The 24,003-nt window shown below is 69.5% G+C and carries 18 protein-coding genes; 11 read left to right on the forward strand and 7 right to left on the reverse strand.

The window, feature by feature from the left end; all coding sequences use genetic code 11:
- Positions 1-65 precede the first annotated feature (65 nt).
- The 4 genes from ACFYRH_RS34680 to ACFYRH_RS34695 all read left to right on the forward strand — a co-directional run bounded on the left by ACFYRH_RS34680 (position 66) and on the right by ACFYRH_RS34695 (position 8,902).
- Positions 66-3,158 (forward strand): M14 family zinc carboxypeptidase, encoded by a 3,093-nt coding sequence (locus ACFYRH_RS34680; protein ID WP_387784077.1) that lies wholly within the window; start codon positions 66-68, stop codon positions 3,156-3,158.
- Positions 3,159-3,371: 213 nt separating this feature from the next.
- A complete protein-coding gene (locus tag ACFYRH_RS34685) occupies positions 3,372-4,496 on the forward strand; it encodes a glycosyltransferase family 4 protein (RefSeq protein WP_387784078.1) in 1,125 nt (374 codons plus the stop codon).
- Positions 4,493-5,722, forward strand: a complete 1,230-nt coding sequence (locus ACFYRH_RS34690; protein WP_387784080.1) for a glycosyltransferase — start codon at positions 4,493-4,495, stop codon at positions 5,720-5,722. Before ACFYRH_RS34685 ends, ACFYRH_RS34690 begins: the two co-directional genes overlap by 4 nt.
- Before the next feature lie 147 nt (positions 5,723-5,869).
- Positions 5,870-8,902, forward strand: a complete 3,033-nt coding sequence (locus tag ACFYRH_RS34695; RefSeq protein WP_387784082.1) for a choice-of-anchor D domain-containing protein — start codon at positions 5,870-5,872, stop codon at positions 8,900-8,902.
- A gap of 42 nt (positions 8,903-8,944) precedes the next feature.
- Here ACFYRH_RS34695 and ACFYRH_RS34700 read toward each other — a convergent pair whose 3' ends face one another.
- Positions 8,945-9,760 carry an MBL fold metallo-hydrolase gene (locus ACFYRH_RS34700; RefSeq protein ID WP_387784083.1) on the reverse strand — a complete coding sequence of 272 codons (816 nt, stop codon included), beginning with the start codon at positions 9,758-9,760 and terminating at the stop codon, positions 8,945-8,947.
- A 247-nt stretch (positions 9,761-10,007) separates the two neighbouring features.
- On the opposite strand from ACFYRH_RS34700, the gene sdhC reads away from it, so the two are divergent.
- From sdhC to ACFYRH_RS34725, 5 genes are all read left to right on the forward strand, one after another.
- Entirely contained in the window at positions 10,008-10,385 is a 378-nt protein-coding gene (gene sdhC / locus ACFYRH_RS34705; protein ID WP_344237808.1) for a succinate dehydrogenase, cytochrome b556 subunit, read from the forward strand.
- Between the two features lies 1 nt (position 10,386).
- The gene (locus ACFYRH_RS34710) at positions 10,387-10,854 is read left to right on the forward strand and encodes a succinate dehydrogenase hydrophobic membrane anchor subunit (RefSeq protein WP_387784085.1); all 468 of its coding nucleotides are present in this window, start codon (positions 10,387-10,389) and stop codon (positions 10,852-10,854) included.
- Positions 10,855-10,863: 9 nt separating this feature from the next.
- Positions 10,864-12,606 (forward strand): succinate dehydrogenase flavoprotein subunit, encoded by a 1,743-nt coding sequence (sdhA, locus tag ACFYRH_RS34715; protein ID WP_387784087.1) that lies wholly within the window; start codon positions 10,864-10,866, stop codon positions 12,604-12,606.
- Positions 12,606-13,310, forward strand: a complete 705-nt coding sequence (locus tag ACFYRH_RS34720) for a succinate dehydrogenase iron-sulfur subunit (RefSeq protein ID WP_387784088.1) — start codon at positions 12,606-12,608, stop codon at positions 13,308-13,310. Before sdhA ends, ACFYRH_RS34720 begins: the two co-directional genes overlap by 1 nt.
- A 108-nt stretch (positions 13,311-13,418) precedes the next feature.
- Positions 13,419-14,576 carry a WD40/YVTN/BNR-like repeat-containing protein gene (locus tag ACFYRH_RS34725; RefSeq protein ID WP_387784090.1) on the forward strand — a complete coding sequence of 386 codons (1,158 nt, stop codon included), beginning with the start codon at positions 13,419-13,421 and terminating at the stop codon, positions 14,574-14,576.
- Positions 14,577-14,695: 119 nt separating this feature from the next.
- On the opposite strand, the gene ACFYRH_RS34730 is transcribed toward ACFYRH_RS34725, so the two are convergent.
- Both ACFYRH_RS34730 and ACFYRH_RS34735 read right to left on the reverse strand, forming a co-directional pair.
- A complete protein-coding gene (locus ACFYRH_RS34730) occupies positions 14,696-15,118 on the reverse strand; it encodes a DUF2000 family protein (RefSeq protein ID WP_387784091.1) in 423 nt (140 codons plus the stop codon).
- 1,205 nt (positions 15,119-16,323) lie between these two features.
- Complete coding sequence (locus ACFYRH_RS34735; protein WP_387784092.1) at positions 16,324-16,734, reverse strand: MarR family winged helix-turn-helix transcriptional regulator; 411 nt, start codon at positions 16,732-16,734, stop codon at positions 16,324-16,326.
- Positions 16,735-16,787: 53 nt separating this feature from the next.
- Here ACFYRH_RS34735 and ACFYRH_RS34740 point away from each other — a divergent pair, with 53 nt between their 5' ends.
- A complete protein-coding gene (locus tag ACFYRH_RS34740; protein ID WP_387784094.1) occupies positions 16,788-17,534 on the forward strand; it encodes an alpha/beta fold hydrolase in 747 nt (248 codons plus the stop codon).
- Here the strand turns inward: ACFYRH_RS34740 and ACFYRH_RS34745 are convergent.
- Complete coding sequence (locus ACFYRH_RS34745) at positions 17,509-18,336, reverse strand: M55 family metallopeptidase (RefSeq protein WP_387784095.1); 828 nt, start codon at positions 18,334-18,336, stop codon at positions 17,509-17,511. The two genes, ACFYRH_RS34740 and ACFYRH_RS34745, sit on opposite strands and share 26 nt — an antisense overlap.
- 23 nt (positions 18,337-18,359) lie before the next feature.
- Between ACFYRH_RS34745 and ACFYRH_RS34750 the strand changes: the two genes are divergently transcribed.
- Positions 18,360-19,151, forward strand: coding sequence for an AraC family transcriptional regulator (locus ACFYRH_RS34750; protein ID WP_387784097.1), 792 nt, complete (start codon positions 18,360-18,362; stop codon positions 19,149-19,151).
- On the opposite strand, the gene ACFYRH_RS34755 is transcribed toward ACFYRH_RS34750, so the two are convergent.
- From ACFYRH_RS34755 to ACFYRH_RS34765, 3 genes are all read right to left on the reverse strand, one after another.
- Positions 19,123-19,359, reverse strand: coding sequence for an SCO4848 family membrane protein (locus ACFYRH_RS34755; RefSeq protein WP_387784099.1), 237 nt, complete (start codon positions 19,357-19,359; stop codon positions 19,123-19,125). The two genes, ACFYRH_RS34750 and ACFYRH_RS34755, sit on opposite strands and share 29 nt — an antisense overlap.
- On the reverse strand, positions 19,360-22,122 hold the full coding sequence (locus ACFYRH_RS34760; protein WP_387784101.1) for an AAA family ATPase: 2,763 nt from the start codon (positions 22,120-22,122) through the stop codon (positions 19,360-19,362).
- Positions 22,123-22,293: 171 nt separating this feature from the next.
- Entirely contained in the window at positions 22,294-23,853 is a 1,560-nt protein-coding gene (locus ACFYRH_RS34765; RefSeq protein WP_387784103.1) for an amino acid permease, read from the reverse strand.
- Between the last annotated feature and the right edge of the window lie 150 nt (positions 23,854-24,003).

Below are 24,003 nucleotides of genomic sequence, written 5' to 3' on the forward strand. Positions count from 1 at the left end.
ATTGACTAGTGATCTGCGTCACAGGACGCTGCCCTGGTATGCACCGTCGACCGGGGAGGGGCGACATGCGCAGAACTCCTGTTCTCATCGCGGTACTGGCCGTCGTAGCGGGGGCTTTCGCCACAGGGCAGGCAGCAACAGCGGGACCGGGCCAGGGCAAGGACGGCCTGGAGGTGTACGTCGGCGATCTGACCGCGCAAGAAGTGCAGAAGGTCGTGGACGTCGGGGTGGACCGTTCGGATCTGGCCACCGGCCGGGCCGCGGACGGGAAGACCACCGTCGAGGTCGTCATGTCGAAGCGGCAGGCTGCCAAGCTCCGCTCGGACGGCGTCGACCTGAAGGTGAAGAAGGTCAAGGGGCGGGACGCCTCCGAAGAGGCCGCCCGGCTGACCGCGGCGGGACCGACGGTGTTCCGCCCGTACAGCGGGACCGGCGGCCTGCAGGCCGAGCTGACGCAGACCGCCGCGGCAAACCCAGGACTGGCCGAACTCGTCACGATCGGTACGACGACGCAGGGCAAGCCGATCGTCGCGGTGAAGGTGACCAAGGACGCTCGTCAGCTGACCGACGGATCGCGGCCCTCGGTGCTGTACGCCGGCGCTCAGCACGCCCGCGAGTGGATCACGCCCGAGATGGTCCGGCGGCTGATGCACTACGTCATCGACGGCTACGGGACGAACGCCGACATCACCCGGCTGGTGAACTCCACCGAGCTGTGGTTCCTGCCGGTGGCCAACCCGGACGGCTACGACTACACGTTCGCCGGCGACCGCTTGTGGCGCAAGAACCTGCGGGACAACAACGGCGACGGGCAGATCGCCCCGGGCGACGGCGTCGACCTGAACCGGAACATGGCGACCAAGTGGGGTTACGACAACGAGGGTTCGTCCCCCGACCCGAGCAGCGAGACCTATCGCGGTCCGGCACCGGCGTCCGAACCGGAGACGAAGGCCCTCGACGGCCTGTTCAAGCGCGTCCGTTTCACCGAGCTGATCAACTACCACTCGGCCGCCGAGTTGCTGCTGTACGGCGTCGGCTGGCAGGTGAGCACGCCCTCGCCGGACGACGTGATCTCCGAGGCGATGGCGGGCGACGACGCGAATCCCGCCGTACCCGGTTATGACCCGGACATCTCGGCGGAGCTCTACACGACCAACGGGGAGACGGACGGGCATGCGTCGGCGAAGTACGGCACGATGGCGTTCACGCCGGAGATGTCGACCTGCGAGACCGCGTCGGCCTCCGACCCGAACGACCAGTGGCGGCCCGAGGACTGTGTCAGCGTCTTCAGCTTCCCCGACGACGAGCACCTGATCCAGGCGGAGTTCACCAAGAACATCCCGTTCGCGTTGTCCGTCGCGAAGTCCGCGAAGGACCCGGACGACCCGGTCTCGGTGGTCGGCAAGAAGGCCGCCGATCTGGTGATCGACCCGTTCGCGGTCTCCTACGGCACCACGCAGCCCGTCGCGGTGATCGCGAAGCGGGCGTTGAAGAACCTGCGCATCAACTACCGCGTCAACGGCGGCGACCCGATCACCGACAAGGTGGCGCAGTGGCAGGGCGGCGAGCGGTACGGCGACACCGACAACCACTACTACGCCGAGTTCCGCGGCACGGTTCGCAGTACCAGACCTGGCGACTCGGTCGAGGTGTGGTTCACCGGCAACAAACCGGGGACCGGCGCGGTGGCCAGCCGGCACTTCACCTATCGCGTCGCGAGCGACATCGGTGGGGACGTATTGATCCTGGCGGCCGAGGACACCACCGGCGCGAGCCCGGTGCAAGGCGTCGCGACGGCGAAGTACGCCGACAAGTACGCCGCCGCTCTGACCGCGGCCGGGATCACGTCCGACGTGTACGACGTGGACGCGAACAACCGGACCGCTCCGCATCCGCTGGGCGTGCTGTCGCACTACAAGGCGATCGTCTGGGAGACCGGCGACGACATCATCACCCGGAAGACCGGACAGCCCGCCGGTACGGCGGCCGAACTCGCGCTCGACCTGGAGTTGTCGGTCCGCGACTACCTCAACGAGGGCGGCAAACTGCTGTACACGGGTAAGTACGCCGGCTTCGCGAGCAACGCGGACGGGGCGTACTACTACAACCCGTTCCAGGAGCAGCAGGGCGAGTGCACCACACCGGGGGCATACCCGTGTCTGCCGTTGCTGAACGACTTCGAGCAGTACTGGCTCGGGGCGTACACCTTCATCGACAACAGCGGCACAGCGAATGGCGACCCGGTCCCGATCCAGGGTGTCTCGGGTGCCTTCAACGGATTCAGCGGGACGCTGAACGGTGGCGACTCGGCGAACAACCAGAACCACACCGGGGCCTTCGTCCTGACGTCGAGTGTGCTGCCACCCGCCCAGTTCCCGCAGTTCGCGAGCTCGGCACCGTTGAAGTGGCAGCGGCCCGGTGGCGACCCGTACGAACCGTTCACGGGTTCGCGATACGTCTACAGCCAACAGGCGAACATGAGCTACAAGCGGCTGGCCAAGACCGTTGACCTGACCGGGTCCACGAGCGGTTCGCTGTCGTTCAAGTTCTCCTACGACACCGAGAAGGACTGGGACTACGTGATGGTCGAGGCGCACACCGTCGGCCAGGACGACTGGACCACGCTGCCGGACGTGAACGGCCACACGACGCAGAGCACCGGCCAGAGTTGCCCGGCCGGCTGGGTGCAGCAACTGCATCCGTTCCTGGCCCATTACCAGGGCGCCGACTGTTCACCGACCGGTACCACCGGCGCCTGGAACGCGTCCTCGGGCTCCAGCGCGGGCTGGCAGGACTGGAAGATCGACCTGACGCCGTACGCCGGTCACCAGGTCGAACTGTCGATCACCTATGTCAGCGACTGGTCGACGCAGGGTCTCGGATCCTTCGTCGACGACGCCACGATCACGAAGGACTCCGGCACCGAAGCGACCTCGTTCGAGACCGACCTCGGTGGCTGGACGGTGCCAGGCGCACCGTCCGGCTCGGCCGCGAACCCGAACGACTGGGTCCGCACGACGACCGCCTTCGACGAGGGCGCCGGCGTCACCACACCGGACACGGTGTACCTCGGCTTCGGCGCCGAGGGCCTCACCACGCAGGCGATGCGCACCGACCTGGTCCGCCGGTCGATGGCCCACCTGTTCAGCGCACCGTAACTTCGAACGCACTGTCCCGCCAAGCAGGCGGCCGTCCCGGTCACAGCGACCCGGGGCGGCCGCCGTACTTTGGCGTTGGTCTGGCCACACTCCGGACGCCTCCCGTCGGCAACCTGAAGGACACTTCAAATCCCAGCAGCCGTCGACAGGGCATCGACGCGGTGTCACGAGAGCGTCGCCCAGGGTTCATGCGCGGTGAGGAACCTTCGAGATGTGCGAATCGTGATGGTGGCCGAGACCTTCCTGCCGCAGATCAATGGCGTGGCGAACACGGCTCGCCACGTCGCCGACCGGCTGCGTGCCCGCGGGCACGAGCTGCTCATCATCGCGCCCGGACCGGGCCCCGACACGTACGGCGACGTCCCGGTGCTGCGGGCGCGGAGCTTCCGCACCCCGGGGTACAAGGAGTACCCCGTCGGCCTGCCGGACCCGTCGATCGAGCGGGCGATGGCCGACTTCGAGCCGGATCTCGTGCACCTCGCCTCGCCGTTCATCATCGGCGCGTACGGGCTGCGCGCGGCCCGCAGGCTGGGCGTCCCGACGGTCGCGATCTTCCAGACCGACATCGCCGGTTTCGCCCGTCAGTACCCCTGGTACGCCGCCGCCGACCGCGGCATCTGGCGCTGGGTGAGCCGCACGCACTCGCGTGCCGATCGCACGCTCGCGCCGTCGACCTCGGCCGTCGACTCGCTGGTGCAGCGCGGTGTCCCCCGGGTCTACCGATGGGGCCGCGGCGTGAACCTGGATCTGTTCGATCCCAGGCACCGCGACGAGAGCTGGCGACGGGAGATCTCGCCGGACGGCAAGCCGATCGTCGGGTACGTCGGCCGGCTGGCCGCGGAGAAGAAGGTCCGGCGGCTCGCCGAACTGACCGGCCTGGACTGCCGGATCGTGATCGTCGGCGACGGCCCGGACCGGGCCGCACTGGAGAACGCGTTGCCAACGGCAACCTTTCTCGGGATGCGCCGCGGCGCCGATCTGGCGTCGATCTTCGCCGGGCTGGACGTGTTCGTGCACACCGGCGAGCACGAGACGTTCTGCCAGACGATCCAGGAGGCGCAGGCCTCCGGTGTCGCGACCGTCGGCCCGGCCGCGGGCGGCCCACTCGATCTGATCCACCCGGGCGAGAACGGGTTGTTGTTCGAACCGGGGCAGCCCGGTTCGCTGCGGAGCGCCGTACAGACGCTGCTCGAGCACCCGACGGCGCGCGGGCGGATGGCCGCCAGCGGGCTGGAACGTGTGCAGTCGCGAACCTGGCCGGCCGTCGTCGACGACCTGGTCGACCGGCACTACGCCGAGGTACTTCGCGACGCGGCAGCGGTACGGCGGGTCGCATGAGCTCACTGCGGATCGCCCAGCTGGCCAACTTCGTGGGACCGACCTCCGGAGGGATGCGGACCGCGATCGAGCAGATCGGCCAGGGGTACGTCGAGGCCGGCGCGGACCGGATCGTGATCACGCCCGGCGAGCGGGACACCGTGGTGGAGACCGACTTCGGCACCGTGGTCCGGGTGAAGGCGCCGAAGGTGAGCGGCGGCTACCGGCTGATCACCACGCCGTGGAACGTGATCGACGTACTGAAGAAGTTCCGCCCGACGACGGTGGAGATCTCGGACAAGTCGACGTTGCTCCCGGTCGCGCGCTGGGCCCGCAAGCACGACATCGGCACCGTGCTGTTCAGCCACGAGCGTCTGGACGCGATGCTGGCGCTGGGTTCGGCGCGTCCGGGTCAGCTCGGCGGTCACGACGTACTGCGTCCCGGCCGGATGCTCGGTGAGGTCAGCCAGCGCACCAGCCGCTGGACCGGCGAGAGCATCCAGCGCCGCGCCGAAGGCGTGAAGGCCAGCCAACTGCACGTTGTCGCCACCGTCGCGGCGCTCTACCGGATCCTCAGTCGCACGTACGACGCGGTCGTGGTCACGTCCCGGTACGCGGCGGCCGAGTTCGACGAGGTGACCACGCCACTGGTCCGGATCCCGCTAGGGGTCGACCTCGACACCTTCCATCCGTCGCTGGGTGCGCCGGCGGACGACGGCGTACTCAAGCTCGTGCACGCCGGCCGCCTGTCCCGGGAGAAGAGCCCGCACCTCGCGGTCGCGACGGCGGCCGAGCTGCACCGGCGGGGCGTGAACCTGCGGATGGACGTGTACGGCACCGGTCCGCATCTCGACGAACTGCGCGAGATCGCCGGCGACGCGCCCGTCACCTTCCACGGGTACGTCGACGGCCGCCAGACGCTGGCCAAGCACCTCGCCGAGGCCGACATCGCCCTGTCCGTCTGCCCCGGCGAAACGTTCGGCCTGGCCGTCCTCGAAGCACTGGCCGCCGGTACGCCGGTGGTGACCGCCAACACCGGCGGCGCCCGCGAACTCGTCGACGAATCCTGCGGCCGCTGGGCCGCGGCCAACCCCGCCGCACTCGCCGACGCGGTCCTCGACCTGGCTCAGGTCCCCCACCGACGAGCCGCCGCCCGCCAGCGCGCCGAGCTCTACGACTGGACCACCTGCATCCGCCACCTGCTCGCCCTCCACACCAGACTCGCCCAAACCCGCATCGCTGCGTGACCGTCCGGCGACGGCGTGGTGCGATCGATTGCACGAAGGTGCAAAAGCAGGGTCAAGGGTTGCGGACCAGCTCGCTGACGCGGTAGATCTTGCCGGCCCACCGGCGTAATCGGGGTTGCGCCGGCCTCCCCTGCACTGGAGTCCCTCTTGCGACGCGTCCGCAGAACCCCCCTGTTCCGTGCTGCCCTCGCCACCGCTCTCGCAGCCGTCACGATCCCCTTCATCGCCCACGCCGCCTTCGGTGAGGAAGCCGCGCTGACCACCCCGACCGCGCAGGTGTTCCCGACCCGCACCGGCCTCGGCGTCACCTGGAACGCCGTCGACGCGACCAGCTACCGCGTCGAGCGCAAGGAAGGCAGCGCCGACTGGGCCGCGGTCAGCGAACCCTTGAGCGCCACGACCGCAAGCTGGGTCGACGACACCATCACGCCGGGCACCACGGCCTCGTACCGCGTCGTCGCCACCGCCGACACGGAAACCACCACCAGCACCCCGGTCACAGCCACCCGCGCCGAACAAACCCCAGCCGTCGGGGCCATCGACCGGCTCGCTCTCGACGTGGACCCCGGCGGCACCTGGCCGCACGACGAGAGCTCCGACGCGCTCACGGTCTCCGCTCCGTCCGGCGGATCGCGCACGCTGTCGGCAGGCTCGATGAAGGTGCGGCTCCCGGCGTTCATCACCGGCCCGGGCAACTTCTCGCTCTCGCCGTCGGAGCTCGAGTTCAGCCAAGACGACCAGAGCTGCACCGCGAGCGGGTACCTGTCGGTCACCGCCGTCGCCTACACCGCCGCACTCGAGCTCGACACGCTCGCCGCCAGTCTGCGCATGTACGACTGCAACAACAGTCAGGTCGTCCGGGCGATCGACCTGCGCTACCACAGCACCTTCGGGTACCAGGCGCTGTCCGTCACACCGGAGCAGTACGACTACGGCAAGGTCAAGTACGGCGTGATCGCGGACGCCTCGTTCGTCGTGAAGAACACGGGAACCGATCCCGTCCAGGTGACCGGAGCCGACGTGACCCACGTAGGCACGACCTACAGGATGAATCCGGACGCTCCGCACGACTGCCCGCGATCGTTGGCGCCCGCGGCGACCTGCACCGTGAGCGTGCAGTTCCTGCCCGGCTCGACCGGCCCGGACTCGGACACCTTGACCATCTCGGACTCCACCTCCTTGGGACGGCACACGGTCGCCCTGACCGGGTACGGCATCTCCGTGGCCGCCGCCCAGAACGTGGCCGTGCGATCGACGTACAACGGTCATACGGTGAGCTGGCGGTCGCAGCAGACCGGAGGTGGTACAGCGGTTCTCGGGTACAACCTGTACAAGTACCTGAACGGCGCGGAGACCGTGCAGTGGTTCCCCGTGAAGGCCTCGACCGACGATTTCGTCTTCGTCGAGCCGAACACCGAGCCGGGGACCGCGTACGCCGTCTCGCTCGTGAACGAGGTCGGTGAGGGACCGCTCAGCGCGCGCCTGGCCGTCCCGCGCGCCATCGACCAGGTCGTGATCACACAGGGCGAGCCGGACAGCCGGGACCTGGTCGCCGCGGACGACTTCGGCAACGCCGTGCCGTTTCCGGCGGATCCGAGCTCGGTCAAGCCGAAGGAAGCCGTTACCACCTCGCCGGACGGGCGGACGCTCGCCTACGTGACCGGCACCACCGAGCCATCTGTGTGGACGCAGACAGTGACACCTGACGGTGTCGGCGTACCGGTCAAGCTGTGGAGTTCCACGACGCCGATCACTCACCTGGCCTGGTCGCCCGACGGCACCAGCATCGCGTTCCAGGCACGCGAGGACACCACCCCGTGCGTGTATCTGCTCCCGGCCACCGGCGGCACGCCGCTGAAGGTCGCGTGCCAGGTGTCCAGCCCGAGCTGGATGCCGGACGCCCGTACCTTGGTCGTGTCGGACCACCGCGTCACGCCGAGCCGGCTCGCTACGATCGCGGCAACGGCCGGCGGGGCCCGGATCAGCACGCTGCCGGGAGCCGCCGAGGTGCCGGACGGCCGGCCGGTTCGAGCCTCGGCCGATGGACAGTACGTCGCCTTCGCGGCCGGCTCGACGGTGCGCCTGGCCGGAACGACGGAGCGAAAGAGCCCGGCGCTCGACTCGGACGTGCGGGCCATCGCCTGGGAAGGCAGCGCTCGGATCCTGGCGCTGACGGCCAGCGGCCGGCTGTACCAGCTCGCGGTGGACGGCGGCGACCCGTACCTGCTCAACGAGCTGGCGAAACAGCGGAACGCGAACCGGACCGACGTCACCTGGCAGCACCCTGGGGTGACCATCAAGCCCACACCGGCGTTGATGGGACCGAACATCTCCGTTCCGTTCGACGGCTCCGCCTACCCGGCAGGCACCAGGTTCTACTGCCAGGTGAAGGGATCGTACGTTTCGGAGAGGCTCTGTACCTCGCCGTTCACGGGCACCGAACTGCGATCCGGGAAGTACGTGGTCATGGTCCGCGCGTCCACAGCGGACGAGTCGGGCGCGACGGCGTACCGGCCGATCACCGTCGACGCGGAGGGGCCGGTGGCGCGGATGGTGGCACCGGCCTACCAGTCCTCGGTGGCCGCGACGGCGACCTTGGCCGTTTCGGCGACCGATGCCCAGGGCGTCGCCTCGTACGACGTGCGGTACCGGCGGGCCACGTCCGCCGGGGAGTACGGCGCCTTCGTACAGCCGTGGACAAGGACCACGTCGACGTCCATGAGCCTCGCGATCGCGGCCGGGTACGAGTACTGCGTGTCGGTGCGGGCGACGGACAAGTTGGGAAACGTCGGCCAGTGGAGTGCGGAACGGTGCTTCTCCCGGCCGCTGGACGACCGATCCTTGTCCTTGGCAACGAGCGGCTGGACGCGGGCGACCGGGTCGACGTTCTACTACGGGACCACGACGCAGACGACGGCGTACGGGAAGGCGCTCACTCGGACCGTGCAGGGCAAGCGGTTCTTCCTGGTCGCGACCCGATGCCCGACCTGCGGGTCGGTCGCGGTCTACGCGGGGAACAGGTACCTGACCACGGTGAACCTCGCCTACCCGACGACCCACAAGCAGGTGCTGCTCGGGCTGCCGGTCCAGAGCACGCTCTTCAGCGGCACCCTCAAGCTGGTCAGCGCGTCCACCGGCAAGCTCGTCCAGATCGACGGGCTCGCTGTCGGCCGGACCTGATGACCGGGTGCCGGACGCCCGACGGGGCGTCCGGCACCCCCCTCAGGTGAGGTGGTCGTAGTCGCCGCGGACCCAGGCGGCGTGGCGGTCGGCGGAGCGGCGCACGACGGCTTTGGCGTCGACGGGGATCGAGGCGCCGAAGTTGTTGTAGAGGCGGTCGTAGGCGTAGGGGTCGAGGGAGCGGGCGACCCGGTCGACGACCGCGCCGGACAGCGGGATGCGGTTCGGGTAGCTGCGCATGAAGCTGACCGAGGTGCGGTCCGGGTTCGCGAAGATGGTGTCGCCGGACAGGATCACTCCCTTGCCCTCGGCACCGTCCGCCCAGTGCACGACGGCGCTGCCCGGGAAATGACCGCCGGGCTGCAGAACGGTCACTCCGGGTAGTGGGGTGAGTTCGCCGGACCAGGTCTTGATCACCGGGTCCGGGCGGGCGACCCACTCGCGGTCCTTCTCCGCGACGTACACCGGCACGTCGCCGAGCCGGTGGCTCCACTCGACCTGGACGCCGTACATGTGCGGGTGGCTGGCGATGATCGCGACCACCTCGCCGAGCGCGGCGACCCGGCGTACGGCGTCGTCGTCCAGGTAACCGATCGGGTCCCAGAGCAGGTTGCCGGCGGACGTTGTCACCAGCATCGACTGCTGCCCGATGCCGACCGGCGGCTTCGAGCGGACGCCGTACAGGCCGGGCTCGACCTCGTCGATCGTCACCTCGGTACCGGCCGCGGCCAGCTCGTCGAGCGTCGTCCAGTGCTGCCCGTCGGCAGGCACCCACTGCCGCTCGTCGGCGCAGATCGCGCACACGTCGACCTGCTCGGAATGCTCGACCGCACAGGTCGCACAGATCCAGAAACTCACCGTGTTCTCCCCTTCACCTCGTTGTGCCACGAAGCCAACGTCTTCAAGCTCAGTTGAAGTCAAGCGGACCGGTGGTCGCGCGTCGAGGGCCACTGTGAGATCCGGCCCGTGGGCCACTGACGCGACCGATCTCACACCGGGCAGGACATTTTCGGTCGTGCGACGGGATTAGCATCGAAGCGGTCTGGCTTTCGCCCGGCCGGGCCGGTCCCACGGCCCTGGTCCGAACTCCGATCGGAGGATCGGTTTGCCCAGCAAACCAGCCGGCACGCTCTACCGTGGCCGGGAGGGCATGTGGTCATGGGTCGCGCACCGGATCACCGGTGTCGGGATCTTCTTCTTCCTGCTGGTGCACGTGCTGGACACCGCGCTCGTGCGGGTCTCGCCGCACGCGTACAACGAGGTCATCGGCACCTACAAGAACCCGGTCGTCGGCCTGCTCGAGGTCGGACTGGTGGCCGCGATCCTGTTCCACGCGTTCAACGGCATCCGGCTGATCCTGGTGGACTTCTGGGCCAAGGGCCCGCGCTACCAGCGGCAGCTGATGATCGGCGTCGGCGTGCTCTGGGTCGTCCTGTTCGTGCCGTTCGTGATCCGGCATCTGACCCACGTGTTCGGAGGCTGAGATGCCAGAAGCCACTCCTGCCATTGCCGCACCGCGCTCCAGCTCGCGCGCCCGCAACCTGAAGGGCGGCGGCCGGAGCCGCTCGGGCCGGACCAACTTCGAGCTCTACAGCTGGCTGTTCATGCGGCTGTCCGGGCTCGCCCTCGTCATCCTGGTGCTCGGGCACCTGTTCGTGAACCTGATGCTCGGCGGCGGGATCACCGCGCTCGACTTCGGCTTCGTGGCCGGCAAGTGGGCGAACCCGCTGTGGCAGGTCTGGGACCTGCTGATGCTCTGGCTGGCGATGCTGCACGGCACCAACGGGCTGCGCACGATCGTCAACGACTACGCCGAGAAGGACCAGACCCGGTTCTGGCTGAAGGCGCTGTTGATCACGGCCGCGGTCGTGATCGTTGTCCTCGGCACCCTGGTGATCTTCACCTTCGACCCCTGCCTCGACCCCAACTCCACGTTGTCGGTCTGCAAATAAAGGATCTTGATGCAGCAGCACCAGTACGACGTCATCATCGTCGGCGCGGGTGGCGCCGGAATGCGCGCGGCCCTCGAGTCGAGCAAGCGGACCCGGACCGCCGTACTCACCAAGCTCTACCCGACCCGGTCGCACACCGGCGCGGCCCAGGGCGGCATGTGCGCCGCGCTGGCCAACGTCGAGGAGGACAACTGGGAGTGGCACACCTTCGACACGGTCAAGGGTGGTGACTTCCTGGTCGACCAGGACGCGGCCGAGGTGATGTGCAAGGAGGCCGTCGACGCGGTCCTCGACCTGGAGAAGATGGGCCTGCCGTTCAACCGGACGGCCGAGGGCAAGATCGACCAGCGCTTCTTCGGTGGTCACACCCGCAACCACGGTGAAGCCGTCGTCCGCCGGTCCTGCTTCGCGGCCGACCGTACCGGTCACATGATCCTGCAGACGCTCTACCAGCAGTGCATCAAGCAGAACGTCGAGTTCTTCAACGAGTACTACGTGCTCGACCTGCTGATGACCGACGGCAAGGCGAGCGGCGTGGTGGCCTACGAGCTGGCCACCGGCGAGCTGCACGTGTTCTCGGCGAAGTCGGTGATCTTCGCGTCCGGTGGCTTCGGCAAGGTGTTCCGGACCACGTCGAACGCGCACACGCTGACCGGCGACGGTATGGGCATCGTCTGGCGCAAGGGCCTGCCGCTGGAGGACATGGAGTTCTTCCAGTTCCACCCGACCGGCCTGGCGGGCCTCGGCGTACTGCTGTCGGAGGCCGCTCGTGGTGAGGGCGGCATCCTGCGGAACAAGGACAACGAGCGGTTCATGGAGCGCTACGCGCCGACCGTGAAGGACCTGGCGCCGCGGGACATGGTCGCCCGCGCGATGGCGAACGAGGTCCGCGAGGGCCGCGGCTGCGGTCCGGACGGCGCGTACGTGATGCTCGACCTGACGCACCTGGAGCCCGCGCACATCGACGCGAAGCTGCCGGACATCACCGAGTTCGCCCGGACCTACCTCGGGGTCGAGCCGTACACCGAGCAGATCCCGGTGTTCCCGACCGCGCACTACGCGATGGGCGGCATCCCGACCAACATCAAGGGCGAGGCGCTGGCCAACAACGACGACGTGATCCCGGGCCTGTACGCCGCCGGCGAGGTCGCGTGCGTCTCGGTGCACGGCGCGAACCGGCTGGGTACCAACTCGCTGCTCGACATCAACGTGTTCGGCCGGCGGGCGGGGATCGCCGCCGCGGAGTACGCCGAGACCGCGTCCTTCGAGGAACTGCCCGTCGAGCCGGAGAAGTACGTCGTCGAACTGGTCGAGGGCCTGCGGAACTCCACCGGTGCGGAGCGGATCGCGGCGATCCGGTCCGACCTGCAGGCCACGATGGACCTGAACGCGCAGGTGTACCGGACCGAGGGTTCGCTGAAGCAGGCGCTGGTCGACATCGAGGCGCTCAAGGAGCGGTTCAAGAACGTCGCGGTCCAGGACAAGGGCAAGCGGTTCAACACCGACCTGCTCGAGGCGGTGGAGCTCGGCTTCCTGATCGACCTGGCCGAGGTCCTCGTGGCCGGCGCACTGGCCCGCAAGGAGTCCCGCGGCGGGCACTTCCGCGAGGACTACGACAAGCGCGACGACGTGAACTTCATGCGGCACACGATGGCGTACCGCGAGGTCGATGCCGAGGGCAACGTGAACATCCGGCTCGACTACAAACCGGTCGTCCAGACCCGCTACAAGCCGATGGAGCGCAAGTACTGATGGACGTCAAGGTCAAGATCCTCCGGTACAACCCCGAGGTGGTCGACGAGGCCGAGTGGAAGACGTACTCCGTCACCCTGCAGCCGACCGACCGGGTGCTGGACGCGCTGCACAAGATCAAGTGGGAGCAGGACGGCACGCTGACCTTCCGGCGGTCCTGCGCGCACGGCGTCTGCGGCTCGGACGCGATGCGGATCAACGGCCGCAACCGGCTCGCCTGCAAGACCCTGATCAAGGACCTGAACCCGGACAAGGAGATCACCGTCGAGCCCATCAAGGGCCTCGCGGTGCTCAAGGACCTGGTCGTCGACATGGATCCGTTCTTCGAGGCGTACCGCTCGGTGATGCCGTTCCTGGTCACCAGCGGTCACGAGCCGACGCGGGAGCGGATCCAGTCGCAGGCCGACCGGGACCGGTTCGACGACACCACGAAGTGCATCCTGTGCGCCGCCTGCACGACCTCCTGCCCGGTGTTCTGGTCCGACGGCCAGTACTTCGGTCCGCAGGCGATCGTCGGCGCGCACCGGTTCATCTTCGACAGCCGGGACGAGGGCACCGAGCAGCGGCTGGAGATCCTGAACGACAAGGAAGGCGTCTGGCGCTGCCGGACCACGTTCAACTGCACCGAGGCCTGCCCCCGCGGCATCGAGGTCACCAAGGCCATCCAGGAAGTGAAGCGGGCCCTGATCTTCCGCCGCGTGTGAGTGCGGTGCGGCCCGAGGGCCGCACCCTGTTGCACCTGGTGATCGCATAAGATTCGTCCGCCGACCTGACCCCTTGACCGGGGACTCATCTGCGCCCGGGGGGTGATCGTGCAGCGCCTGCGTGAGTTCTTCGACCGCTCGTACCGCCGGCTGGTGGAGCTGTTGGAGCGTTGTGGCCTACCCCGCAGCATGCCGCCGCTGCTCGTCCTCGGCGTTCTCGCCGCGATCACGTCCGTCGTCCTCGCGGTGACGCTGTCCGCGCACCGCAGCGCGGCCGACTCCGGTCCGGTCGCGATCGCGCCGGCCGCCGCCGGGAGCCCCGGGACCGCGGTGGTGGCCGCGGACCGGGCCCAGGTGCTGTCGATGACGATGGTGACCCGGAACCGCTGGGCGGCCGGCTGGTCCGACTGCACCAGCGGCCCGAACTGCAAGTACGCGGCGGTCATCGACCGCGACGGCGCCCGCGCGACCGCCCCCGAGTGGCCGGTCCCGTACGCGACCCTGAAGTCCGGCGACGAGGCGATCGCGGTCGCCCCGCCGCGCGAGGGCACACTGACCGGCGACTCGACGATGATGTTCCGGCTGACGTACGACGGCCCGGTGCTGATCCGGCTGCGGTACCGGCTGTCCACCTCGACCTTCCACACCGGCGAGATCCTCACCGACCGGATCGTGCCGGGCCGGATCGTCGTGGTGAACCCGGAGGAGTCGACCGTCCGGATGCTCGACACCCGCGGGACCCGCTCCCCGGCCTGCGACGACACCGGTCGCTGCTGGATGCTGACCGGGATCGGCCGGACCGACATCACCTGGACCGACGACGGCGGCAAGACCTGGGGCACGCAGGGGCTCGACCGGCACAACCAGCTCGGCAAGCTGGCCGTCAGCCCGAACGGCCGCACGGTGGTGATGACCTCGGTCCTGGTCAGCGACAACGGCGAGACCGTCGCCGGCATGCGGATCTCCACCGACCGCGGGGCCACCTGGAAAACCGTCCACAACCCACCGCCGAGCCTGAACGCGCCGCCACTCGCCTTCGACGACGGTACGGCGCTGATGCTCGGCGGCCGCCCGAACGACCGGCCCCGCCTCTACCGGGTCCGCGACGGCGTCGCCAAACTCGACCGCGGCTACCCCGGCGACCTCGCGGTCCTCGCCGGTGACGAGCACCTGATGTACGGCTTCGAGGTCCCGAAGCGCCGTACCACCGAGGTCGTCCTGAGCGAGGACGAAGGCGCCACCTGGACCAAGTTCGCGCCGCGCTGACTCGGGCTGCGAGTCAGCTGGCCCTGCTGCGGGACGCGAACGTCCGGGTGACGTGCGCGGATCGAACGCGGTCCAGTGGCGCATGATGTCGGACGCACTCGCGGCGGGTCATCGGAGCCTCAGTGGTGCATGGCGGCGCCCTTGACGATCTTGTCGACGGCGTTCTTGGGTCCGTAGAAGGCGATGCCGACCAGGTCCAGCGCGGCGGTCGGGACCGCCTTCACCGCGGCGCGGTTGTCGCGGTCGTTGCCGGTGGCGAACAGGTCCTGGGTGAACACCGAGTGCTCGACCTCGCGCCACAGCGCCCGCTCGTGGGCGGCGGCCATGAACTCCTTGGATCCCTCGAACACCATCACCGGCTGGCGGAACATCGGCAGGTACCGCGTCCCATCCGCGTCCTCGTAGGGCTCGCCAACAACCTCGGGATGCGTCCCGGCAATCCCACTGACCAGGAACGCGGTCACATTCAACCGCTGCCACACAGCCAGGTCGTCCCTCAACAACACCGCAATCTTCGTATCGAACTTGATCGGCTCATCCACCCACCCATCGTCCCGAGCCGCACCGCCGCAGGTCTTGTACGTTCTAAACCTCCCCGCCCACCAGCCGACGAGCCGCGGCGGGCAGGCGGGGACAGGATCTGGTGGCCGCGGACCTGAAATACCAGGTCTCCACCCACCGCTTCCTGGGTCAAGCCCCGTCAGTTCGCAACGAGCCCGCGGCAGCCGACGGTCGGCGCGGGAGGTACGCCGTACGTCGGAAAGCGCACGCTCGGGCAGCGCACGCTCGGGCAGCGCACGCTCGGGCAGCGCACGCTCGGGCAGCGCAGGCACGGGCAGCGCACGCTCGGGCAGCGCAGGCACGGGCAGCGCAGGCACGGGCAGCGCAGGCACGGGCAGCGCACGCTCGGGCAGCGCAGGCACGGGCAGCGCACGCTCGGGCAGCGGGCGCGGGCAGCGCACGCTCGGGCAGCGGGCGCGGGCAGCGGGCGCGGGAAGCGCAGGCGCGGGAAGCGGGCGCGGGAAGCGCAGGCGCGGGAAGGACCGGGCCGGGGCCCCTTCCCGGCGGTCGGCGTACTACTCCGCGGCCTCCCGCACCGCACTCACCCCCGACCCCGCCTTTGCCCTACGCCACCGCCACTCGAGGCGCACCACCGGGTATCGCCCGTACGCCTGCCGCGTCTGGTGGGTGGCGACAGGCTCTGGTGGGTGGGGACCTGCAATACCCGGTCTCCACCCACCGGTTCCTGGGTTAGGTCCCGTCAGTTCGCGATTAGCGTGCGGCGACGGGCGGCTGGCGGCCGGAGGTACGGCGTACCTCGCGAGGCGGAACTCGGGGAGAGCCGGCGTTGGGCCGGGGCAGGCGTGGGGCCTGGGCGAGCGTGGGGCCGAGGCAGGCGTGGGGCCGAGGCAGGCGTGGGGCCGAGGCAGGCGTGGGGCCGAGGCAGGCGTGGGGCCGGGGCGAGCGTGGGGCCTGGGCCGGCGTGGGGCCGCGTGGGGCCCGGGCTGGGGCCGGCGTGGGGCCGCGTGGAGCCTGGGCTGGGGCCGCCGTGGGGCCGGGGCCGGGGCGGGTGTGGGCGGGTGTCTTTCGCGCTGGTTGGGGTGTTAATGGGTTACTGGGGAGGGTTGCGTACCTGAATCGGCCAGTAGATCTCCCCGGTTGGCGTTGACGCGACCAAGACGCCGACCACCGAGGACGGGTTCGTGGCCGTCATGGCGGGAACCGGCGGTGGTGGGTGGTCGCGGCGTCAGGGGTTGGTGAGTTTGGTGAGGAGGGTGTGGAGGGTGGCGCGTTCGGGCTTGGTGAGGGGGGCGAGGGACTCGGTCAGGACGTCTTCGAGGAGCTTCGCGCCGGCCTCGCGGATGCGTTCGCCTTCGGGGGTGAGGGTGTGACGGACGGCGCGGCCGGGGCCTTCGACGCGTTCGAGGAGGCCGCGGGTGACCATCCGGGTCGCCAGGGAGCCCATCGACTGGTCGGTCTGGAAGGTCAGCTGGGCGAGGTCGTGGAGGGAGGCGTCCGGCTTCTCGTGGAGGCGGCGGAGCACGTCCCACTGCGGTAGCGAGACGCCGAGTTCGGCCAGTCGTTTGCTCGCGGCGGTGTGATGACGCCACTGCAGGCGCTTGACGGCGATCCCGATGTCCTGGACGGAAGGTTCCACGGGCGCACTTTATCAGATTGCTTAGATAAGGAACCTGATCTAAGGTTCCTTATATGACTATTCCAGAGTTCGAGGAGTACGGCGCCGGGCGGCCGGTGCTGTTGCTGCACGGTGGGGGCGGTCCGCAGACCGTCGCCGGCTTCGGCGCGCGGCTCGCGGACGAGCTGCCCGCGCGGGTCGTCGTACCGACCCATCCAGGCTTCGGCGGGACGCCGCGACCCGAGGACCTCACGACCATTCGCGGGCTGGCGCGGGTGTACGCCGATCTGCTCGACCGGCTCGACCTGACCGAGGTGCTCGTGATCGGGAACTCGATCGGCGGCTGGATCGCGGCGGAGCTCGCCCTCCTGCACTCAGCCGCGACGCGAGTCGGAGAGTTGGTGATCGTGGACGGCGTCGGGCTCCAGGTCGCCGGGCATCCGGTCGCGGACTTCTTCGCGCTGACGCTGCCCGAAGTTGCGGACCTCAGCTATCACGACCCCGACGCGTTCCGCATCGACCCGAGCAAGCTGCCACCTGAGGCGCAGGCCCAGCTCGCCGCCAACCGCGAAACGCTCGCCGTCTACGCCTCCGCGATGGAAGACCCCACGCTGCAGGCCCGACTGGCCGCGATCACCGTCCCGACCACCGTGATCTGGGGTGACAGCGACCGGATCGCCGACCCCACCTACGGGCAGGCGTATGCCGACGCGATCCCCGGTGCCCGGTTCCAGCTCCTCCGCGACACCGGCCATCTCCCCCAGCTGGAGAGCCCCGACCTGCTCCTGAAGGTCCTCAGCAGTACGGCGGGTTCGAGGTAACCGCCGTACAGACGCGCAGGAACAGGTTGAACAGCCGGTAGAGCTGCAGCATCTCCCCCTCCACCACGACCGTCCGGTCGTCCCGCCGGCTCACGCCCGGGATGGCGGTCAGGTGCGAGACGACCGAGGCCGACTGCCAGCGAACCGCGAGAGTCCGCAGTCCACCGCCGGACGCCGGCGCCGTGAGGTCACCGAGGGCTTCGGTGGTGGCCGCCTCGATCGCCGCCTGCGCTTCGGCGACCGGCACGAGCTGCGCCGCGAAGCGGTCCTTGGCGAACTTGACCGGCACGGTCGCGACCGCCGGGTCCCAGGCCTTCATCTCGTCGCACGCGGCGTCGTCCCCGGTCAGCAGCGCGACCGGCACCCCGTACGCCGCGGCGGCCGCCTGGAGCAGCCCGATCTCGCCGGTCACCCGGTCGTCGAGCCAGATGTCCTCGATCTCGTGCCCCATGAAGCTGTGACTCAGTACGCCGAGCACGCCGGCGCGCGCGTGGAAACCGACACACAGCGCGGCGTCGTACTCCGCCGTCAGTCCCTCCATCATCCCCATCGGCTTCGGGCGGCCCTTGATCAGCCGCGCCCGCGGGTCGAGGAGGTCCGGCAGCAGGTTGCGCATCGGGCCGTGCGCGTCGTTGACCAGGACGGCGGTGGCACCCGCCGCGTACGCGCCGCGGACGGCCGCGTTCACGTCCTCGGTCATCAGCACCCGGCTGCGTTCGTAGTCCCGCCCGGGCGGCTGCACGTCCTCCGCGTCGACGAGTCCGGTGACGCCTTCCATGTCCGCGCTCACGTAGACCTTCACAGGCAGCAGCGTATGTTCTCACCATGAGCGTCGGCGCCGAGGTCCGGGCGTGGCGACCTGGGCTGACCGGGATCGTCGAGGTGCTGCATGCCCACTTCCCGTCGCATGCCTATCCGAGCCACACCCACGACGCCTGGACGGTGCTGATCGTCGACGAGGGCGCCGTCCGGTACGACCTGGATCACCGCGAGCACGGCCTCGCCCAGGCGCAGGTCTCACTGCTCCCACCACACGTGCCGCACGACGGGCGCTCGGTCCGCCCCGAGGGCTTTCGCAAGCGGGTGCTCTACCTGGCTCCCGATCGGCTCGGCGACCACCTGATCGGCGCGGCCGTCGACCAGCCGGAGTACGTCGACCCGCTGCTGCGCCACCGCATTCACCAGTTGCACGGCGTACTGCAGGACGGGCTGGAAGATCTCGAGGCGCAGAGCCGGCTCACGCTGATCGAGGAGCGGCTCGGGCAACACCTGCGGCGCCACGTGATCGCACCACCCGATCGGTACGACGCCGGGGTCGCCTCGCGACTGCGCGACGTACTGGATTCGCGGGTGGCCGACGGGATCACGCTGGAGGACGCGGCGAAGCTGGTGCACGCGCATCCGGCCCATCTGGTGCGCGCGTTCAGCCGGGAGTACGGGATGCCACCACACCGGTACCTGACCGGGCGGCGGGTCGATCTGGCGCGGCGGTACCTGCTCGACGGGTACCCGGCCGCGGAGGTGGCGTCGCTGGCCGGGTTCTACGACCAGTCACACCTGACGCGGCATTTCCGGAAACTGCTCGGGGTCACACCTTCGAGTTTTCTGCGGCGCTGACCTTCGACGCCTTGTAGGCACGGACACCCCAGGTGCCGAGCAGCGCCGCGATCAGCAGGTTCACGATGATCAGGATCGTGTGCGCGACGTAGTACCCGGTCGGGCGTCCTTCGGTGTCCAGGAGCGCTTTGACGAAACGCACGTAGGTGACGACGTTCCAGACCGCGATGGCGAGCAGGATCAGAGCATGCTTGCGTTCGAGCTTCACCTAGCCATTGTGACCAGGGCGGTCGACCATCCGTAGCAGCTGGGTGCGGTTGGCGACGCCGAAGCGGCGGTAGAGGCGGGTGAGCTGGGACTCGACCGCCTTCACCGACAGGTACAGCGCCGCGGCGATCTCGCGGTTCGTGGAGCCGTCGCGGACCATCGAGACGATCTGCTGCTCGTTGTCGGTCAGCTCCGAGGGCTGCCGGCTCCGGCTCGGTACGTCGAGCCGCGCGAGCTCGGTCTCGGCCACCTCCCGCCACGCGGGCGCGCCGTACGCCTCGAACTGCTCGATCGCGTCCAGGAACGCGGTCCGCGCGACCGAGCGGCGCCGGGCCTGCCGCGCGACCCGGCCGCGGGTGAGTTCGCAGCGGGCGAGGTCGAGCGGGTAGACGCGGTCGCCCGCCGTGGCGATCGTGGTCTCCAGCAGGTCGAGGGCCGCGGCCGGGTCGCCCTGCTTGGCGATCAGCAACGCTTCGGCACGGTCCAGACCGATCGCGATCACGGTGCGGTCCAGGTTCGCGGCGCGGGTGCGGATCTCGGCGATCAGCGCGGCCGCGTCGTCGAGGCGCCCGGCCGCGACCAGGGCCTCCGCGTAGTCCGCGTGCCACGGGATCACCGCCGGGTCGTACGGCATCGCGGCCTCGCCCGACTCCGCGATCGCGTCGAACGCCTCCACCGCGCGCTGCGGGTCGCCGGTCAGTACGCCGATCTGCCCGAGGCTGGCCAGAGCGGGGCCGGTCCACTCGTCGTTCCCGACCAGGCGGACACGTTCCAGCGCGGCCTCGGCGAGCTGCCGGCCCGCGGCCGCCGTACCACCGGCCCACTCGGCGCGACTGGCGACGATCAGACCGACCTCGGGCTCGTCCCCGATGTCCTGCATCAGCTGGTAGCACTCGTGCCCGGCGGCCAGCGCCTCGGCGCCGTGTCCGCTGCGCTCGTAGATCGCGGTCGCCGAGATCAGCGCGGACGCCAGCCAGCGCATGGCGCCCTGGTCCCGGACCTCTTCGACCAGCGCGTTGATCGCCGCGATCGCCAGGTCGGTGCGGCCGAGGAACAGTTCCTGCATCGCGGCCATCTGCCGCGCGTTCACCACGGTCCGGGTCAGCGGCAGACCGTTCGCCAGCTCGGCAGCCTGCTGCAGTACGTCGTCCGCGGACTCCCCCGCGTCCCGCGCCATCAGCACCGAACTGGCCGCGCTCAGCGCATCGACGACCGCTTCGGTGTCACCGGCCTCGCGCGCCAGCGCCTCGGCGATCCGGGCGTCCTCCTGCGCGTCGTCGAGGCTGCGGTCGAAGTAGTGACTGTGACTGCGCTCGATCCGCACCCGCGCCTCGAGCCGCTGATCCCCCGCGGCCGCGTCGAACGCCTCGGCCAGCAGCTCTACACGTCGCTCGCGCTCCGGCCACACCGCGTCCGCGCACAGCAGCAACGCGGGCACCTTCGTCTCCGGCGTCCGCGCAGCCTGTACGGCGAGGCGCGCCACGTCGGCCGATTCGGCCAGGTGACCCGCGGCCGCCGCGTCGTCCGAGGCCCGGGTCAGGCGGCGGGCCCGTTCGTCCGGCTCGGTGCTCGGCGTCCGGTCCGCACTCAGTCGCCACAGGGTCGCCGCGGCGCCCGGGGCTCCGCGGCCGGCGGCAACGGTGGCCGCCTCCTCGATGGCTGTCGCCAGCTCCGCGTCGGCCGCCTGGGTGGCGAGGGCCCGGTGTGTGGCGTTCTCGACCGGTTCGTCGACCACGGCGGCCAAGCGGGCGTGCGCCTGCCGTCGGGCGGCCGACGTGGCTTCGGCGTACACGAACTCGCGGAGCAGCGGATGGCTGAAGCGGAGGCGCTCGGCGGAGATGTCGATCAAGCCGAGCGTCTCGGCCGCGGCCAGGTCGGCGTCGATCGGGCGGTCGAGGGACCGCGCGAGCTGGCTCGTGGTCGGGCGTGGCGACGACGCGGCGTGCAGGAGCAGCTCGTGGGCGCCGGGTGTCAGGTCGGCGAGACGTTCACCGAGCAGGGTCTTGAGCCGGCTGGAGACCGGCAGCGGGTCGTTCGGCGAGACGCTCTTCGGATGCCGCAGTACGGCCCGGCCGAGCTCCAGCGCCATGAACGGGTTGCCGGCGCTGGCGGCGAAGATCCGGCGCGCGGTGCGCACCGGGAGCGGGCTGGACAGGCGCTGACGGAGCAGGCCGAGGACGTCCGGCTCGGTCAGCGGCGGCACCTCGAGCTGGAGAACCGGCTCGGGACACGCCTCGACCATCATCGGCAGGTCGCCGTCGGCCACCTGCTCGGTGGCGAGCAGGTGCACGCCTTCGGAGAGCCGGCGGGCGCAGAAGGTCAGCACCTCGAGACTCGACGGATCCACCCATTGGATGTCGTCGACGACCAGCAGGACCGGTCCGGTCGCGGCGAGCCGGCGCAGTACGTGCAGTACGGCGAGCCGCACCGCAAGCTCGTCCCGGACGGTGTCGGGAGCACTCGCCTTCAGCAGCGCCACCTCGAGCGGCTGGCGGAGGTGGTCGGGCAGGACCTGCCACGCGAACTCGAGCTGGCCGGAGAGCAGATCGAGCAGCGTGACGTACGGCAGGCCGGCCTCGGAGTTCGACGGAGCGGCGCTGAGGATCCGGCAGCCCTTCCGGCCGAGGTCCGCGACCAGCGCCCGGCCGAGCGCGGACTTGCCGATACCGGTCGGGCCGTAGAGCAGCACGCTGCCGCTGGTCTCGAGCTGCTTCGTGGCACGCTCGACCAGCCCGGCACGCCCGACCAGCTCGTCGTCAGTCATCCATCTCCTCGAAGGATTACCTTCGCCGATTATCACAGCCAATGGCCGTTCGACACGGCGAGTGTCACATGAGGAAAGTTTCTGGTCACCATCCTGTCACCGACTGCTGCCCAGATCCGAGAGTCACGACGGCACGATCGTGCCGGGGCACCGGATGGTCTCCGACCGACGTCAGATGGCTTCGAGGTCGCGTTCGATGGCGGCGAGTTCGGCCTCGGTGCCTTGGACCTTGGGACCGGTGAACCAGCGGCGGGCGGAGAGGAACCAGTACGCCGCCGCGAAGCCGAGCACCACCAGGACGGCGATCGGGGTGTAGTTGAAAGTGCTACCGGTCACCGGGCTGACCTGCGGCAGCATGAACAGGATCGTGATGAAGCAGACCCAGACGATCGCGATCACGCCGATCGGACGGCTCCAGCGGCCGAGGTGCCACGGGCCGCGCTGGAAACGGTCGCCCTGGAGCAGCCGGAGCAGGGTCGGCAGCACGTAGGCGATGTAGAGCCCGATCACCGCGATCGACGTCACCGCGGCGTACGCCGTCGCGTTCCAGAGGTACGGCAGGCCGAGGACGAACGCGCCGCCGGCGGCCAGCCAGATCGCGTTGGTGGGCGTGCGGGTGCGGTGATTGATCTTGTGCCAGAACGTCGAGCCGGGCAGCGCACCGTCCCGGGAGAACGCGTAGATCATCCGGGAGTTCGCCGTCACCGAGGACATCCCGCAGAACAGCTGCGCGCCGATCACCACCAGCAGCAGGATCTTGCCGGTCACCGCGCCGACGGCGTCGATGAAGATCTGCGCGGGCGGTACGCCGGTCGAGCTCGAAAGCGCCCCGTCGTAGTTCTGGATCGCGAACGTGAGACCGATCAGCAGCACCCAGCCGGCCGCCAGCGAGACCAGGATCGACATCACGATCCCGCGCGGCCCGGACCGCGCCGCATCCTGCGTCTCCTCGGTCATGTGCGCGGAGGCGTCGTACCCGGTGAAGGTGTACTGCGCCAGCAGCAGGCCGAGCAGTGCGACATAGAAGGTCGAGCCCCAACCGGTGTTGTTCACGAAGTGACCGAAGACGAAGGACGCGGACTGATGCCTGTCCGGGACCACGACCAGCACCACGACGATCGCGAGCACGCCGAGGATGTGCCACCAGACGCTGATGTCGTTGAGCTTCGCGACCAGCTTCACGCCCAACGAGTTCAGCAGCCCGTGCACAACCAGGATGATCCCGAACAGCAGGATCGTGTGCCCAGGTGTCGCGGTGAAGCCGAACTGCAGGTCGAGGAAGGCGTTCAGGAAGAACGCGGCACCGAAGTCGATGCCGGCCGTCACCGCGACCTGCCCGAGGAAGTTGAACCAGCCGGTGAACCACGACCACGCGGCGCCGTTGGAGGGCGCGAGCTTCGCGGCCCAGTAGTACAGGCCACCGGCGGTCGGGTAGCTCGAGCAGACCTCGGCCATCGCCAGGCCGACGAACAGCGTCATCAGGCCGACGATCGGCCAGCCCCAGATGATCATCACCGGGCCGCCGGTGTTCATCCCGAACCCGTACAGGGTCAGGCAGCCGGACAGGATCGAGATGATCGTGAAGGACACCGCGAAGTTCGAGCAGCCGGACATCGTCCGGGACAGTTCCTGGGCATATCCCAGCTGGTGCAGGCGTAACTCGTCGTCGCTCATCGTGGTGGGCTTCGTGGTGGGCCTGGTGGTCGGCTCGGTTCGGTCCTCGTTGCTCATTGCGGGGCCTCCTAGACACAGCCGTGCGCCTAATGGTCTCCCCCCAGACCTTTAGGCAATTGAGGCAGCCGGGTGGTCGGGTGTCAAGGAGTCGGCGGGATTGACAGCGGCAGGCGCGGCTGAGTCAATGGACTGTAAGCAGACCAATAG

It is taken from the genome of Kribbella sp. NPDC004875 (genome assembly GCF_042873375.1).
Classification (GTDB): Bacteria; Actinomycetota; Actinomycetes; order Propionibacteriales; family Kribbellaceae; genus Kribbella.